We start from the raw sequence: 16,353 nt of genomic DNA on the forward strand, positions 1-16,353 counted from the left end.
CGACATGCCTTTGAGCAAGGAGAGCTACGCTATGGCTTCGATACATCATGACGTCCCCCGCGAAAGCGATGCGCTGTCCCGGGCCGTTCACGCACCGCGCATCGCCATCGAGGCCGTCGCCCCGGCCCTGGAGGATGGCCGTTTCGCCGCCAAGGCCACCGTCGATGAGCCGGTACGCGTCTCGGCGACCATCTTTGCCGACGGCCACGACGTGCTGGCCGCCGAAATCGGCTGGGTCGACGATCAGGGCCAGGAGCAGCGTGCCCCGATGCAGCTCGCCAAACCCCTGGGGCTCGACCGCTGGGAGGGCCACTTCACCCCCACTCGGGTAGGCCGCCACGTCTTTTATATCGAAGCCTGGTGGGACGTTTTCGCCACCTACCGCTATGAGCTTTCCAAAAAGCACGCCGCCGGCGTGCCCATCGCCCTGGAGCTCAAGGAGGGCCGCCTGCTGCTCGAGCGCGCCGCCGCCCGGGCAAGCGTTCCGCTACGCCAAGCCCTCGAGCAGCGCCTGGACGCGCTGGCCCAGGCGGCGGACGAAGGCGCCCGGGTGGCGCTGCTGCTCGAACGCGATACCGCGCGGCTGATGAACGATGCCGACCCGCGCCCCCACCTGACCCGCACCCATGCCGACTACCCTATAGAGGTGGAGCGCCTGCGGGCACGCTTCGCCAGCTGGTACGAGCTTTTTCCACGCTCGGAGACGTCGGATGCCGGCCGCCACGGCACGTTCAAGGACGTGCACCGGCGCTTGCCGTTGATCCGCGACATGGGCTTCGATGTGCTCTACTTCCCGCCCATTCATCCTATCGGGCGAAAGCATCGTAAAGGGCCCAACAACAGCCTCGAGGCCGGGCCGACGGATCCGGGCAGCCCCTACGCAATCGGAAGCGACGAGGGCGGCCACGAGGCCATTCATCCGGAGCTTGGCAGCCGTGAGGATTTCCGCGAACTGGTGCGCGCGGCGAGCCTACACGGCCTGGAGATCGCGCTCGACTTTGCCATTCAGTGCTCCCCGGATCACCCCTGGCTTGCCGAGCATCCGGGTTGGTTCTCCTGGCGGCCCGACGGCACGATTCGCTACGCCGAGAACCCGCCCAAAAAGTATCAGGACATCGTCAACGTCGACTTCTACGCCGAGGACGCGGTGCCCGGGCTTTGGCGCGAGCTGCGTGACGTGGTCCAGGCGTGGGTCGATGAAGGCGTGAAGATCTTTCGCGTCGATAACCCGCACACCAAACCGCTGCCCTTTTGGGAGTGGCTGATCGCCGATATCCGCGCCCGCGACCCCGACGTGATGTTCCTGGCGGAAGCCTTTACTCGCCCGACCATGATGCTGCGCCTGGGCAAGCTCGGTTTTACCCAGAGCTACACCTACTTTACCTGGCGTCACACCAAGGCCGAACTGACCGAATATTTCACCGAGCTCAATGAAGCACCGCAGCGTGACGGTTACCGCCCCAACTTCTTCGTCAATACGCCGGATATCAACCCCTACTTCCTGCAGTCGTCCGGACGTCCTGGCTTTCTGCAGCGTGCAGCGCTTGCCACCATGGGTTCGGGGCTTTGGGGCATGTATTCAGGGTTCGAGCTGTGCGAAGGCGCCCCGGTGCCCGGCAAGGAAGAGTATCTCGATTCCGAGAAGTACGAGGTTCGCCCACGGGATTACCAGGCGCCCGGCAATATCGTCTACGAGATTACTCAGCTCAATCGGATTCGGCGCGAAAATCCGGCCCTGCATACCCACCTGAACCTCGAGGTTCATAGCGTTCTTAACGACCGCGTGCTGCTTTTCAGCAAGCACACCGACGCGCTTGATAACGTCATTCTAGTGGCCGTCAATCTGGACCCGTTCGAGTCTCAGGAGGGCGCCCTTGAACTGCCGCTGGCGTTACTCGGCCTGAGCGACGATGCCGCCCTTCATGTCGAAGACCTGATGAGCGGCCGGCGCTGGACCTGGCAGGGCAAGTGGCAGTCGATTCGACTCGACCCAGCGGTGCTGCCGTTCGCCATCTGGCGCATCCGTGCGGCGGACTAGCCGTCTGGAAGCCGGAGATTTCTTATTGATTTATACACATTGATGACAGCGGAGAGGGTAAGCCAATGATGGATGCCAGTAGCGAAACACACGCCGTCGAGGCGATGGATTTCCTCGATGACCCACTCTGGTACAAGGACGCCGTGATCTATCAGGTGCACGTCAAGTCGTTCTTTGACGCCAACGACGACGGCATCGGCGATTTTGAAGGTCTGATCCAGAAGCTCGACTATATCGTAAGCCTGGGCGTCAACACGATCTGGATACTGCCGTTCTACCCGTCGCCCCGGCGCGACGACGGCTACGATATCGCCGAATATACCGGCGTCAGCCCCGACTACGGCACCCTCGACGATGCCAAGCGCTTCATCGAACAGGCGCACCAGCGCGGGCTGCGCGTGATTACCGAGCTGGTCATCAACCATACTTCCGACCAGCACGAGTGGTTCCAGCGTGCGCGCAACGCCCCGGCCGGCTCGCCGGAGCGCGACTTCTACGTCTGGTCGGACACGGATCAAGCCTACCAAGGCACACGCATCATCTTTCTGGACACCGAATCCTCCAACTGGACCTGGGACCCGGTGGCCGGCGCCTACTTCTGGCACCGTTTCTACTCCCACCAGCCGGATCTCAACTTCGACAACCCCGTGGTACTCGACGAGATTCTCAAGGTCATGGCGTACTGGCTGGACCTGGGGGTCGACGGCCTGCGTTTGGATGCCATTCCTTATCTTGTCGAGCGCGAAGGCACCAATAACGAAAACCTTCCGGAAACCCACGTGGTGCTCAAGAAGATCCGTGCGGTGCTCGACGAGCGCTACCCGGACCGTATGCTGCTCGCCGAGGCCAACCAGTGGCCCGAGGACACCCGCCCTTATTTTGGCGATGGCGACGAGTGCCACATGGCGTTTCACTTCCCGCTGATGCCGCGCATGTACATGGCGCTGGCCCAGGAGGATCGCTTCCCGATCACCGACATCCTGCGCCAGACGCCGGACATTCCGGCCAACTGTCAGTGGGCGATTTTCTTGCGCAACCACGACGAGCTAACGCTTGAAATGGTGACCGACAAGGAGCGTGACTACCTGTGGAATCACTACGCCTCTGACCGCCGGGCGCGTATCAACCTGGGGATTCGGCGGCGCCTGGCACCGCTTTTACAACGTGACCGGCGGCGCATTGAGCTGCTCAACAGCTTGCTGCTTTCAATGCCGGGTACGCCGGTGCTGTATTACGGCGACGAGATCGGCATGGGTGACAATATCTACCTGGGCGATCGTGACGGCGTACGCACACCGATGCAGTGGTCGGTCGACCGCAACGGCGGCTTCTCCCGCGCCGACCCGGCCCAACTGGTACTTCCCCCGGTCATGGACCCGCTCTACGGCTATCAAACCGTCAATGTCGAGGCCCAGACTCGCGATGCGCACTCGCTGCTCAACAACCAGCGCCGCCTGCTGGCGGTGCGCAGCCAGCACCGGGCTTTCAGCCGCGGCGCCATGCGCCCGCTCTATCCGGCCAACCGGCATATTCTCGCCTACCTGCGCGAGATGACCCTGGATAACGGCGAGTCCGAAACCCTGCTGTGCGTGGCCAACGTGGCCAGTACCGCCCAGGCGGTCGAGCTCGATCTTTCCGCTTTTGCAGGGCAAGTGCCGGTAGAGATGGTCGGCGGCAGTGCGTTCCCGCCGGTGGGCAGCCTGCCTTATCTGCTTACACTGCCACCCTACGGCTTCTTCTGGTTCCTGCTGGCCCCGGCGACCGCCATGCCCGAGTGGCATACGCCGGTACCCGCGCCGATGCCGGATTTCGTCACCCTGATCATCAAAAAGCGTCTCGAGGAGATTTTCGAAGGCGCCTCAAGGCAGTTGCTCGAGCGCGAGACCTTGCCGCACTACCTGACCAAGCGGCGCTGGTTTGCGGCCAAGCAGGCGCGCGTCGAGGCGATTCATCTGCACGCGCTTGCAAGCCTTGCGCACAGCGGCCATACCCTGCTGCTCAGCGAGCTTGAGATCACCCATGCCCAGGGCAGCGAGCGCTATCAGCTACCGCTGGCGTTTCTGGCTGAGGATGAGCAGAGCAGTCCTCTTGCCCAACAGCTTGCCATGGCGCGGGTACGCCGCTTCCATGAAGTGGGTTTGCTCACCGATGCGCTGACGCTGGACGCCTTTACCCTGGCCGTTCTGGATGCCCTGCGTCAGTCCGTGGTGCTGCCAAGCGCGAGAGGCGCTATCCACTTTCTGCCAACGCCGGCGCTTGTCGAGCTTTCGCTGCCCGAGCACCCGGAGATTGCCCAGCAGGGCGCCGAGCAGTCCAATAGCTCAGTGGTGATCAACCATCAACTGGTGCTCAAGCTGTTTCGTCGTCTGGAATCCGGCGTTCACCCGGAAGCCGAGATCGGCCGTTACCTGACCGAGCGGGGCTTTATCAACACCGCCCCGCTACTGGGGGAAGTGACCCAGGTCGATGAGCAGGGCACGCCGCAGACCCTGATGATTGTGCAAGGGTTTATCGATAACCAGGGTGATGCGTGGTCATGGACCCGCTCGACCCTCGAACGCGCGATTCGCGAGGCTCTGGCGGACGAGCAGTCCCATGAACTCGTGAAGGACAAGGCGCGCTACGGCGCGTTCGATGAGCTGGAAGCCTTTGCCGCCACCCTGGGCCAGCGCCTGGGCGAGCTGCATAGGGTGCTGGCGCTGCCTACCGATGACCCGGCGTTTGCCAGCGAAGTAGCCGGGCCCGCCCAGGTTACACACTGGAAAGAGCGCGTGACGCAGCGCGTCGAAGAAGCGCTGGCGCTGCTTGAACGGCACATGGGCGCCGCCGATGCTGCCGACCAGCAGCTTGCCGCAAGCGTTCTGGCCAAGCGTGACGAACTCCTCTCTTCCATCGACTACATGGCCGCGCTTGCCGAGGGAAGCCTCGTCACCCGTATCCATGGCGACCTGCATCTTGGCCAGGTACTGGTGGCCCACGACGATGCCTATATCATCGATTTCGAGGGTGAGCCGGCAAGGCCGCTTGAAGAGCGCCGCGCCAAGGACAGCCCGCTGCGCGATGTGGCCGGTATGCTGCGCTCCTTCGATTACGCCTACGCCAGGATCGAAGAGGCCCAGGGGGGCCACAGTGAAGCCGACAGCGCCGGCAAGGGTCATCAGGTGGTGGAGCAGTATCTGCTTAAAGGGCGCCAGGTGTTCTTGAATGCCTACTGGCAGGCCACGCTGGAGCTTCCCCACGCGTGGCAGAAAGCCAACGGCGCCGCGGCGGCCGTTGACCTGTTCGTGCTCGAAAAGACTGCCTACGAAATCGCCTACGAAGCCGCTAACCGCCCGACCTGGCTTGGCGTGCCGCTGCGCGGCCTGGCGGCCATTGTTGACCAGCTAAGCCCAGGAGAGCCCCATGAATGATGTTACGACTACCCGGCCCGTGCTGGATGACACGCTGCGGCTGAGTGAAGACGACGCCACTGCCCTGGTCGAAGGCACCCACCGCGATCCTTTTTCGGTATTGGGGATGCATACCGACGAACAGGGCGAATACCTGCGGGTCTACCTGCCCGGCGCTGTCGGGGTGGATGTGCTGGACCGGGATGGCGGCGTGCGCTGCTGCCTGACGGGCCTGCAGATCCCCGGCCTGTTCGCCGCGCGGCTGCCCCACGCCGCGCCCTATCAGTTGCACATCCGCTGGCCCCAGGGCGAGCAGATCACCGAGGATCCGTACAGCTTCGACCTGCTCCTGGGTGAGACGGATCTTTACCTGCTGGGCGAAGGCAACCATCGCAACCTGGGGCACTGCCTGGGCGCCCAGCCCATGACGGTAGAGGACATCCAGGGCGTGCGCTTTGCCGTCTGGGCGCCGAATGCAAGGCGGGTCTCGGTGGTGGGTCACTTCAACAGCTGGGATGGCCGGCGCCACGCAATGCGCCTGCGCCACCCAGCCGGGGTGTGGGAGCTGTTCATTCCACGCCTGGGCCCGGGGGAGGCGTACAAATACGAGATTCTGGAGGCCCATGGCGCGCTTGGCCTGCGCGCGGACCCGGTGGCGCTGGCCACCGAAGCCCCGCCCTCCACCGCCTCGGTGGTCGCCGATACCACGCCGTTTACCTGGCATGACGATGAGTGGATCGAAAAGCGGGAAAAGGCGCACGCGCCCTCTGCCCCCATGAGTATTTATGAGGTGCATGCCGCCTCCTGGCGCAAGCACGGTGGCGACAACGGCGAACTTTACAGCTGGCGGGACTTGGCCGAGCACCTGATCCCCTACGTGCTCGAGCTGGGTTTTACCCACGTCGAGCTGCTGCCCATCATGGAGCATCCTTTCGGCGGCTCCTGGGGTTACCAGCCGCTTGGCCAGTTTGCCCCCAGCGCCCGCTTTGGCACACCCGCCGACTTCGCCTACTTCGTCGATGCGTGCCACCGTGCCGGGCTTGGCGTGATTCTTGACTGGGTGCCGGCGCACTTCCCCACCGACCCCCATGGCCTGGCACGCTTTGACGGTACCGCCCTGTATGAGTACGAACACCCCTTTGAAGGGTTTCATCAGGACTGGAACACCTACATCTACAACCTGGGTCGGCGGGAAGTGCACGGTTTCATGCTGGCCTCGGCGCTTCATTGGCTGAAGCACTTTCATATCGATGCGCTGCGCGTGGATGCGGTGGCTTCCATGCTTTATCGCAACTACTCGCGCAACGAAGGCGAGTGGATCCCCAACCGCCACGGCGGCCAGGAGAATCTCGAAACCATCGATTTCCTGCGCCATCTCAACGATGTGGTCAGCGAAGAAGCGCCCGGTACCATCGTGATCGCCGAAGAGTCCACCGCCTGGCCGGGGGTGACCCAGCCGACTGCGGAAGGCGGGCTGGGGTTTGCCTACAAGTGGAACATGGGCTGGATGCACGACACCCTGACCTATATCGCCAAGGATCCGATCTATCGCTCTCACGCCCATCATGAGATGACCTTTCCCATGGTGTACGCGTTCTCCGAGCACTACGTGCTGCCGATTTCCCACGACGAAGTGGTGCACGGCAAGGGCTCGCTGATCGGCAAGATGCCCGGCGACGAGTGGCAACAGTTCGCCAACCTGCGTGCCTATCTATCACTCATGTGGTCGCAGCCGGGCAAGAAGCTTTTGTTCATGGGCTGCGAGTTCGGCCAGTGGCGCGAGTGGAGCCACGACCGTGAGCTGGATTGGGCACTGCTGGATGAGCCACGACACGCCGGCATTCATCGCCTGGTGGGCGATCTCAACCGCCTCTACGCGACGCTCCCCGCCCTTCACGAGCAGGACAGCGAGCCGCGCGGCTTCACCTGGGTGATGAGCAACGACGAGACCCATAGCGTCTTCGCCTGGCTTCGCACCAGCGCCGGCGGCGAGCCGGTGCTGGTGGTGGCCAACATGACCCCCGTCCCCCACCACGGCTATCGTTTGGGCGTGCCGGTCGCGGGTCGCTGGGAAGAGCGGCTCAACAGCGACGCCGAGTGCTACGGCGGCTCCAACCTGGGCAACCTGGGCCATATCGTTGCCGATGATGCGCCGCTGCACGGCCAGAGCGCGAGCCTTGCACTCACCCTGCCGCCGCTTTCGGTACTGGTACTGAGTCCGGCAGGGTCTGAGCGCGTTCGCATCTAAAATCGCGCTTGGCCCGATAAAGGCCTCGTTGGGCGGATAAAGCCAGCTCGGGGCCGATTCGTTACGCCGGCGCGAAGTGCGCCAGCTTGCTTTCGAGATGGCGGCGCACCGCCAGCCACTCGGCGGCGATGATCGAGTAGACCACGGTGTCGCGCAGCGAGCCATCCGGCATGATCTGGTGGGATCTCAAAATGCCGTCCTGCTTGGCGCCCAGACGCTCGATGGCCGCGCGGGAGGCGTGGTTGAAAAAGTGGGTGCGAAACTCCGCGGCCACCGCATTCGATGCCTCGAACAGGTTGGCCAGCATCAACAACTTGCATTCGGTATTCACCGGCGTACGCCGCACGCTTTGGGCGTACCAGGTGTAGCCCAGCATCGCCCGGCGGTTGGCGGCATCGACCTCGTAGAACCGCGTGGTGCCGACGATGTCACCGCTGGCAATATGGCGCACGGCGTAGGCGAGGTTGCCCGCCGCCGCCGCGTCCATCCCGCGCTCCACAAAGGCGGCCATATCGTCCGGGTGGGGCACGCTTGCGTACCAGAGTTTCCAGGCCTCGCCGTCGCTGACCGCGCGCGCAAGCCCTTCGATATGACCGGCATTGAGTGGCTCGAGCACGATGTGCTGGCCTTCCAACTGCTGCTCCTTGATGAACATGGAGCCTCCTTGGGATGAACGGGTGGGTTGAACTACCTGGCTTGCGCCTCGCCCAGCGGGCCAGGCGTTGCAACCAGATTACTCTACTCGCCGGCCAGATGATCGCTCAGCGCGTGGAAGAATTCGGTGATCGGTACGATTTCCATGGCTTCCGCCTTGGGCTGGGCGCTGGTCATACTGATCACCATGTCGTTGTCCGGGTCGATGAAGATCCACTGGCCAAATATCCCCACCGCCGAAAACGCGCCCTCGCCTTCCGGCCACCAGGAGTAGCCGTATTCAATCTCTTCACCGCCGATCTCATGGGGCCGTGCCGACTCTGCGACCCAGCCTTCGGGCAGCACGTTGGGCGCGTTATATTCATCCAGCACGAACTGGCCAAAGCGAGCGTAGTCGGCAAGCGTGATCAAAAGCCCACTGCCGCCAATTTCCTGGCCGTCTTCGCTATCGAGCCACCACTTGGCATCCGTCTCCATGCCGTAATCGGCCCAGATTTTCTCGGACAGATATTCGGAGGCGCTTTTACCCACCGCGCCGTTGATGATCGCCGAGAGCAGCTGGGTTTCGCCGGTGCTGTAGTTCCACACCTCGCCGGGCGGCCCCGCCCGCTCTAAACCGCCCATGAAATCCAGCAGTGCACCGGGGCGCTGTTCGAGCTGTAGCTCGAGCATGTGGCGCCGCTCCGAGTTCGGGTCGGCGTAGGTTTCATCCCAGGCCACCCCGGAGGCCATGAGCAGAATATGCTCGACGCTGACATCGTCGTAGACACTGCCGACGAGTTCGGGCACGTAGGTACTGACCGCGTCATCGAGGCTTTCGATATGGCCATCCTTGAGGGCGGCGCCGATCAGCGTCGAGGAGATCGACTTGGCGATCGACATCGACATCCAGGCCGTCTCGGCGCTGTTGCCCAGGGCGTACTGTTCGAACACCACGTCGTTGTCGTGCACCGCCATCAGGCCGCTCACCCGGTTGAGCGCCATGAAGTCATAAATATCGTAGGTGACGCCTTCATGGGTCAGCGAGAAGTTCTCTAACGAGGCGTCGCGCTGGCCGAACTGATGCGGGGAGCTTGCCGCCTTCACCGTACGGGTCGGGAATAGCCGGTCGATATGGCGCGAAAGCTCTACCTGCTCATCGGGCATCATTTGGCCGCTGTAGAGCTTTCGCACCTCGCTTTGGCTCTGCTCGGCGCTTTGGGCGAAGCTCGCGCCGGAGACCAGCGTCAGGGCGGCAGCGATTGAAGTCAGGCTCATCGGTGTCATGGCATTTCCGGTCAGTGAATAAGGTTCAAGAGGCCCGACGCGCGCGGGCGGCGTGAAGTTTCTTGTAGCTTTCGATCAGGCGCTGGTGGCGCTCGAGACCGTCGAGCTGCAGGTTGGTCGGCGTGAGGCCATAAAAGCGTACATCGCCGGTTATCGACCCAACCACCGCCGCCATGGTCTCTTCGCCGAACATGCGGGTCAGATTGGGCAGGTAGTTGTCGCGTTCCAGCTCGTCGTCGAGCTCGATTTCGAGCACGGCGTTGAGGGCCTGATAGAAGAGCCCGCGCTCGACGGTGTTGTCGTTGTACTGCTGGAACATCTCCACGCAGTCCAGCGCCTCTTCAAAGCGGCCCAGCGCCAAAAAGATCAAAAGCTTGAGCTCTAAAATAGTGAGCTGGCCCCAGACCGTGTTCTCGTCGAACTCGATGCCGATCAGCGTGATGATATCGGCGTGATCGTCCATCTGGCTCTCTTCCAGACGCTCGACCAGATCCGTCAGCTGCGCGTCATCCAGGCGGTGCAGGTTGAGGATGTCCTCGCGGTAGTCCAGCGCCTTGTTGGTGTTGTCCCAGATGAGATCCTCGATCGGGTACACCTCGGAGTAGCCCGGCACCAGAATACGACACACCGGCGCGCCCAAATCTTCGTGCACCGCCATGTAGACTTCGGCGTCGAGCTCGGCAAAGATAGCGAGAAGCGTGTCGGCCTCCTGTTGCGAGGTTTTGCTGCCGCCCTCAGAAAAGTCCCACTCGACGAACTCGAAGTTCGACTGGGCGCTGAAAAAGCGCCAGGACACCACGCCCACGGAGTCGATGAAGTGCTCGACGAAGTTGTTGGGCTCGGCCACGGTCTGGGAGTTGAAGGTCGGCAGCGGCAGATCATTCAGGCCTTCGAAACTGCGGCCCTGCAGAAGTTCGGTCAAGCTTCGCTCCAGCGCCACCTCGAAGCGCGGGTGCGCGCCGAAAGAAGCGAACACGCCGCCGGTGCGCGGGTTCATCAATGTGACGCACATTACCGGGAACTGGCCGCCCATCGAGGCATCCTTGACCAGCACCGGGAAGCCCTGGGCTTCGAGTGCGGCGATGCCTTCCTTGATGCCCGGGTACTTCGCGATTACCTCTTGCGGCACGTCCGGCAGTGCCAGTTCCTGCTCCAGAATGTCGCGCTTGACCGCTCGCTCGAAAATCTCGGAAAGACACTGCACCTGGGCTTCCGCTAGGGTGTTGCCCGCGCTCATGCCGTTGCTTAAAAACAGGTTCTCGATCAAATTCGACGGGAAATAGACCGTCTCGCCGTCGCTTTGACGTGTAAAGGGCAAGGAGACGATGCCGCGATCCACGCGTCCGGAGTTGGTGTCATAAAGGTGCGAGCCGGCAAGCTCGCCTTCCGGGTTGTAGATCGCCAGGGTATGCGCGTCGAGGATCTCCTCGGGTAGCGTGTCGTCCGGGCCCGGCTGGAACCACTTTTCATTGGGGTAGTGGACGAACTCGCTGCCCGCGATCTCTTCGCCGAAGAACTGGTCGTTGTAGAAGAAGTTGCACGACAAACGCTCGATGAACTCACCAAGCGCCGAGCAGAGTGCGCTCTCTTTGGTCGCGCCCTTGCCATTGGTGAAGCACATGGGCGCGGCGGCGTCGCGAATGTGCAGCGACCAAACGTGGGGCACGATGTTGCGCCAGGAGGCGATCTCGATCTTCATGCCGAGATCACTGAGAATGCCGCTCATGCGGGCAATGGTCTGCTCCAGCGGCGCATCCTTGCCTTCGATGAACGTCTCGCCGCCTTCAGGGGCGCCCATCAGCAGGGCCTGGGCGTCCTCGTCGATGTTCTCGACCACCTCGATTTGAAACTCCGGGCCAGTCTGCACGACCTTTTTCACCGTGCAGCGGTCGATGGAGCGCAGCATGCCCTCGCGGTCTTTTTCGGAGATATCCTCGGGAAGCTCGACCTGGATCTTGAAGATCTGCTTGTAGCGGTTCTCCGGGTCGACGATGTTGTTCTGAGACAGGCGAATGTTGTCAGTGGGGATATTGCGCGCGTTGCAGTACACCTTCACGAAATACGCCGCGCACATGGCGGACGAGGCCAGAAAGTAATCGAACGGCCCCGGGGCGGAGCCGTCCCCCTTGTAGCGAATGGGCTGGTCGGAGACGACGCTAAAGTCGTCGAACTTCGCCTCGAGGCGCAGGTTATCGAGGTAGTTAACTTTGATTTCCATGGGGGGACGTCCGAATCAATGAGTGTGCCCTACTCGATTTACGAGGCTGGGCGATGGCGCCCATTATCCAGTTTTTCGTCCGCCCCGTCTTGCCTGCGTTAAGTGAGTGTTTTGATCAGCACCTTGGATTTGCGGGCGTGGTTGTAGGCGTCGCGCTTGAGCGGCGGCAGATCCTCGAGGCTTGCGCTCTGAAAGCCGCGCTCGACGAACCAGTGGGCGGTATGCGTGGTGAGCACGAAAATCGAGGCCAGCAGACGCCGGCGCGCGCGCTGCTCGGCGGCTTCGACCAGCCGCTCGCCGCGCTCGCCGCCGCGGTAGTTTTCGTGCACCGCCACGCAGGCCAGCTCGCCAATCGCCGCATCGGCAAAGACGTGCAGCGCCGCGCAGCCGATCACCATGCCGTCGCGCTCGATCACCTGGTAGTCGTCGATCTCGTGCTCGAGGCGCTCGCGGGAGCGCGCCACCAGCATGCCGCGCCGCTCAAGCGGTTCCAAAAGCTCTAAAAGCCCCCCCACGTCGTTAAGCGTCGCCGGGCGCAGTTGCTCGTAGTGCTGTTCGGTAATCATCGTGCCCACGCCATCCCGGGTGAAGAGCTCGCCCAGCAACGCGTCCTGGTCGTGCCAGCAGAGCAGGTGGGTGCGCGCCACGCCCTTGCGCGCTGCGCTGCACGCCGCGCTCAAATGGCGGGCAAGCTCGCTTCCCGGCGCGGCGCTCTCGAAGCGCGGCGCGGCCTCGTCCGGGCTTAACTGGCGCAAAAGGCCGCCCTGCTCGTCCTTGAGCCCTTCGGAGTCGCCCAATAAAATCAGTTTGTCGGCATTGAGCGCGACCGCGGCGTGCTGGGCGATTTCCGAGGCGTCCAGGTCGAACACCTCGCCGGTGCTGGAAAACCCCAGCGGCGGCAACAACACCAGCGACCCTTGGGCCAAAAGCTCCTCGATGGCCCCGCCGCGCACCCGGCGCACCTCGCCGCTGTGATCGAAATCCACGCCCTCGCGCACGCCCAGGGGCTTGGCGGTGACCAGGTTGCCGGATACCACGCTCAGTTCCACGCCGTGCAGCGGCGAGCTTGGCAAACCAAGCGACAAGCGCGCCTCCAGCCAAAGCCGCTGGTGCGACGCCACCTGCTCCACCTGGGCCATCACCGCGCGGTCGGCGACCCAGCGCCCGCCCACGTGCACCGGCTCGATGCCGCTCTCTCTCAGCGCCTTTTGCACCTGGGGGCGCACACCGAACACCACCACCAGCCGAACGCCAAGAGTGTGCAAAAGCGCCAGGTCCTGGATCAGCTGCTCGCCGCGACTGGAGGCCATGGCATCGCCTTCGACCAGGATAACGAAGGTTCGCCCTCGGTGAGCGTTGATGTAGGGCGAGGCGTTGCGGAACCAGTCGACAAAGGGGAAGCGTGTATCCAAGGGGCCGCTCTCCGGCAGCAGGTGAATGGGAAGCTTGCGTCACGACAAAGGACTTACTTTACCAGAGCCCAAAAAGCGCGGCACCGTTTTGCCTATCTTGCCGCAGGGCAAGATAGGCAAAACGGTGCCGCGCTAGAGGGTGGGGCCCTTTTAGCCGAACATGCCCTTGAACGTGAAGAAGAACAATATGGCCAAACCCGCACCGGCGGGCAGCGTGATGAGCCAGGAGATCACGATGGTGCCGATAACGCGCAGGTTGAGGGCGGCCATACCGCGGGCCAGGCCCACGCCGAGCACCGCGCCCACCAGCGTATGGGTGGTCGAGATGGGAAGACCGGTGGCGGAGGCCAGTACCACGGTACTCGCCGCGGCAAGTGTTGCCGCAAAGCCGCGGCTCGGGGTGAGCTCGGTAATACCGGTCCCCACGGTTGCGATCACCCGGTGGCCGTAGGTCACCAGGCCAAACACGATGCCGCCGCCGCCGAGTACCAGCACCCACCAGGGCACCAGCGCGGCGCTGTCGATCACGCCCTGGCTTCTGACCACGCTGATCACCGCGGCAAGCGGACCCACCGCGTTGGCCACGTCGTTGGAGCCATGGGCGAAGGCCATGGCGCAGGCGGTAAAGATCATCAGCACGCCGAACACCCGCTCGACGTTGGCGTAGCCGAAGTGGTCGCTGGCACTTTGCTCGAACTTGATGCGTCGCTGCATCAAGACCCCCAGGCCCATGATCAGCGCGCCGATCAGAATCGAAAGCAGCAGGCTTTGGCTAAAGCTCAAATCGAGCCCCACGTGGGAAAGCCCCTTGGTGAGCGTCACCATGGCGACGATAAAGCCGACCAAAAACACGTAGCCTGGCACGTAGCGTTTGGCCGCGGTGAAGGGGTCGCTGTTTTCAAAAATCAGGTGATGAACGGACTTGAACAGCACATAGCCGATGGTACCGGCCAAAAGCGGCGAGACCACCCAGCTCGAGGCGATCTGGCCCACCTTGCCCCAGGCCACTGCGTCCACCCCCAGGCCCACCGCGGCGAAGCCGACGATCGCGCCGACGATCGAGTGGGTGGTGGAGACCGGCCAGCCCCGGGCCGAGGCGACCATTAGCCAGATACCCGCGGCCAAAAGCGCCGAGAGCATGCCGTAAACCAAAAACTGCGGATTCGCCTCCAAAAGGTTCGGGTCGATGATGCCGCCGCGAATGGTGGAGGTCACCTCACCACCGGCAAGCCAGGCGCCCAAAAACTCGAAAATCACGGCGATGATGATGGCCTGCTTGATGGTGATCGCCTTGGACCCCACCGAGGTTCCCATGGCATTGGCGACATCGTTGGCACCGACCCCCCAGGCCATGAAAAAGCCAAAAACACAGGCGAGAATGATAAATACATCGCCATATTGGGCAATAATCTGCATGCGGTCCCCTTAACGCGCGGTCAAAATCTGCAGTCGGCTACCCACGCGTTCCGCGCGGTCCGATACTTCGCCCACCCACTCGATGATCTTGTAGAGAAAGATCACATCGACCGGGGGAAGCTGGCTTTCGAGCTCGAAAAGCTGGCGACGGATCGCCACCTGCTGATCGTCCGCCTGGTGTTCCAGGGTATGCAGCTCACGAATCATGGTGTGCATTACATCCGACACGTTGCGCCCAAAGCCGGACTCCAAAAGCTCCTTGAGCTCTTCGAGGGCCTGGCGTGCCTGGGCCACGCAGGCAACGCTGGTCATCATGTAGTCACGCATGGGCGTGGCCAGCTCGTCGGGCACGCGCATTTTACGTCCCAGCATAATGCCGGTAATGTCACGCACCTTGTTGGCGATCTTATCCTGCACGCTGATCAGATCGAGTAGATCCGAGCGCGAGACCGGCAGGAACATGGTGTTGGGCAGGTTGAGCCGCAGCTCGGTTTTCAACGTATCCGCGTCGTGCTCGAGGCAGGTAACCTTTTCGCGAAGGGTGGCGGCCGTTTCCCAGTCACCGACAAGCGAGGCCTCGAAAAAGGGCAACAGTTGGTCGGCGCACTCGTTGGCTTTAACGATATGGGCCAAAAGCGGCTGGAATGGCGAGCGGCCAAACATGGCGGAAAAAGGATTGGAGGTAACCATAGTGCCTTTCATCCTGAGTGTGGAAAGCCTGAAAATGGCGGCGCCAGTATAAAGAGTGCGCCCGCCCCCGTCATGAAAAGTTCATAAAAGACGTCAAAATTTAACGCAATGTTCACAAAAGCAAGGTAGCTATTGTCATGGAAAATCACGCCCCGCTTGAAGTCGAGCTTAAGCTAGCGCTGCCTGCGGCGTCCATCGATGCCCTTCTAAGCTTTCCGGCCCTTTCCCAGGAGCCGGTGAAAAAAAAGCTCAAGAATACCTACTTCGATACCCCCAAAGGGGATTTGGCTGGCGCCGGGATCGCGTTGCGGCTTCGCCAGAGTGATACCCAAACCCTTCAAACGGTGAAAACCAAGGGCCACGGTGGTGGCGGGCTCTCGACGCGCAACGAGTGGGAGATGGCCGTGGAAAACGGGCTGGATACCCAGGCGCTTGCGGCCCTTCCCCCTTTCGAAGGCCCACTGGGCGAGGCGCTTTCTGCGCTGACACCGAGCTTGAGTACCGACTTCGACCGGCGCAGCTGGTTGATCGACTGGAGCGATAGCCGCATCGAGCTGGTGCTCGATGAAGGCCAAATCGAGTGCAACGGCGCCGGCGCCACCATTTGCGAAGTCGAGCTCGAACTCAAGGCGGGCTCGCCCTCAGCGCTTTGGTCGCTGGCGCTGTCGCTTTCGGCTCAAACCGCGCTTCGCCCGAGCGATTCGAGCAAGGCCGCCCGGGGCAATGCGTTGGGCCACGGGCAGTGGTCGCTCCCCGAAGCCGAAACGCCCGGCGAGTGGCTTCACCGCGCCACCGTTGCCCTGGACGCCTACAAGGACAGCGGGCAAAGCCAGCATTTCGAAAGCGCCGCGCACGCCTACAAAACCCTGGCCGATCACAAGGACCTGGACGAGACGCTTCGCCCGACCGCCGCGGCGCTTTACCGGGCGCTCGATCCCAACGTGCCCAGCATTACGTTTGGCTATAACGCGCTGAGTCTGGCGCATCGCCTGGCCCTTGAAAGCGCGCTAAGCTAAGCGGGC

The 16,353-nt window shown here is 62.6% G+C and carries 10 protein-coding genes; 4 read left to right on the top strand and 6 right to left on the bottom strand.

What is annotated here, in order from left to right; translation table 11 throughout:
* Positions 1-31: 31 nt before the first annotated feature.
* From ACWHXT_RS13245 to glgB, 3 genes are all read left to right on the top strand, one after another.
* Positions 32-2,038, top strand: a complete 2,007-nt coding sequence (locus ACWHXT_RS13245) for an alpha-1,4-glucan--maltose-1-phosphate maltosyltransferase (protein ID WP_447956183.1) — start codon at positions 32-34, stop codon at positions 2,036-2,038.
* Between the two features lie 65 nt (positions 2,039-2,103).
* On the top strand, positions 2,104-5,448 hold the full coding sequence (treS, locus tag ACWHXT_RS13250; RefSeq protein ID WP_447956184.1) for a maltose alpha-D-glucosyltransferase: 3,345 nt from the start codon (positions 2,104-2,106) through the stop codon (positions 5,446-5,448).
* On the top strand, positions 5,441-7,675 hold the full coding sequence (glgB, locus tag ACWHXT_RS13255; RefSeq protein WP_447956185.1) for a 1,4-alpha-glucan branching protein GlgB: 2,235 nt from the start codon (positions 5,441-5,443) through the stop codon (positions 7,673-7,675). Before treS ends, glgB begins: the two co-directional genes overlap by 8 nt.
* A 61-nt stretch (positions 7,676-7,736) precedes the next feature.
* Here the strand turns inward: glgB and ACWHXT_RS13260 are convergent, their stop codons facing one another.
* From ACWHXT_RS13260 to ACWHXT_RS13285, 6 genes are all read right to left on the bottom strand, one after another.
* The gene (locus ACWHXT_RS13260) at positions 7,737-8,330 is read right to left on the bottom strand and encodes a GNAT family N-acetyltransferase (RefSeq protein WP_447956186.1); all 594 of its coding nucleotides are present in this window, start codon (positions 8,328-8,330) and stop codon (positions 7,737-7,739) included.
* Positions 8,331-8,413: 83 nt separating this feature from the next.
* Positions 8,414-9,595 carry a serine hydrolase domain-containing protein gene (locus ACWHXT_RS13265; protein ID WP_447956187.1) on the bottom strand — a complete coding sequence of 394 codons (1,182 nt, stop codon included), beginning with the start codon at positions 9,593-9,595 and terminating at the stop codon, positions 8,414-8,416.
* A gap of 25 nt (positions 9,596-9,620) precedes the next feature.
* Positions 9,621-11,813 carry an OsmC domain/YcaO domain-containing protein gene (locus ACWHXT_RS13270; RefSeq protein ID WP_447956188.1) on the bottom strand — a complete coding sequence of 731 codons (2,193 nt, stop codon included), beginning with the start codon at positions 11,811-11,813 and terminating at the stop codon, positions 9,621-9,623.
* Positions 11,814-11,911: 98 nt separating this feature from the next.
* Positions 11,912-13,225: an amino-acid N-acetyltransferase gene (argA, locus tag ACWHXT_RS13275; RefSeq protein WP_447956189.1), complete on the bottom strand. Its 1,314-nt coding sequence runs from the start codon at positions 13,223-13,225 to the stop codon at positions 11,912-11,914.
* Between the two features lie 150 nt (positions 13,226-13,375).
* Complete coding sequence (locus tag ACWHXT_RS13280) at positions 13,376-14,641, bottom strand: inorganic phosphate transporter (RefSeq protein ID WP_447926743.1); 1,266 nt, start codon at positions 14,639-14,641, stop codon at positions 13,376-13,378.
* Between the two features lie 9 nt (positions 14,642-14,650).
* Positions 14,651-15,331 (bottom strand): TIGR00153 family protein, encoded by a 681-nt coding sequence (locus ACWHXT_RS13285; protein ID WP_447956190.1) that lies wholly within the window; start codon positions 15,329-15,331, stop codon positions 14,651-14,653.
* A gap of 137 nt (positions 15,332-15,468) precedes the next feature.
* Here ACWHXT_RS13285 and ACWHXT_RS13290 point away from each other — a divergent pair, with 137 nt between their 5' ends.
* The gene (locus ACWHXT_RS13290; RefSeq protein WP_447956191.1) at positions 15,469-16,347 is read left to right on the top strand and encodes a CYTH domain-containing protein; all 879 of its coding nucleotides are present in this window, start codon (positions 15,469-15,471) and stop codon (positions 16,345-16,347) included.
* Positions 16,348-16,353 lie beyond the last annotated feature (6 nt).

It is taken from the genome of Vreelandella halophytica, from assembly GCF_968193635.1.

Coding starts and splice junctions, on each gene's coding strand:
- ACWHXT_RS13265 (WP_447956187.1), bottom strand. CDS start 9,595: ATGACACCGATGAGCCTGACTTCAATCGCTGCCGCCCTGACGCTGGTC.
- ACWHXT_RS13285 (WP_447956190.1), bottom strand. CDS start 15,331: ATGGTTACCTCCAATCCTTTTTCCGCCATGTTTGGCCGCTCGCCATTC.
- ACWHXT_RS13270 (WP_447956188.1), bottom strand. CDS start 11,813: ATGGAAATCAAAGTTAACTACCTCGATAACCTGCGCCTCGAGGCGAAG.
- ACWHXT_RS13260 (WP_447956186.1), bottom strand. CDS start 8,330: ATGTTCATCAAGGAGCAGCAGTTGGAAGGCCAGCACATCGTGCTCGAG.
- ACWHXT_RS13290 (WP_447956191.1), top strand. CDS start 15,469: ATGGAAAATCACGCCCCGCTTGAAGTCGAGCTTAAGCTAGCGCTGCCT.
- treS (WP_447956184.1), top strand. CDS start 2,104: ATGATGGATGCCAGTAGCGAAACACACGCCGTCGAGGCGATGGATTTC.
- glgB (WP_447956185.1), top strand. CDS start 5,441: ATGAATGATGTTACGACTACCCGGCCCGTGCTGGATGACACGCTGCGG.
- ACWHXT_RS13245 (WP_447956183.1), top strand. CDS start 32: ATGGCTTCGATACATCATGACGTCCCCCGCGAAAGCGATGCGCTGTCC.
- ACWHXT_RS13280 (WP_447926743.1), bottom strand. CDS start 14,641: ATGCAGATTATTGCCCAATATGGCGATGTATTTATCATTCTCGCCTGT.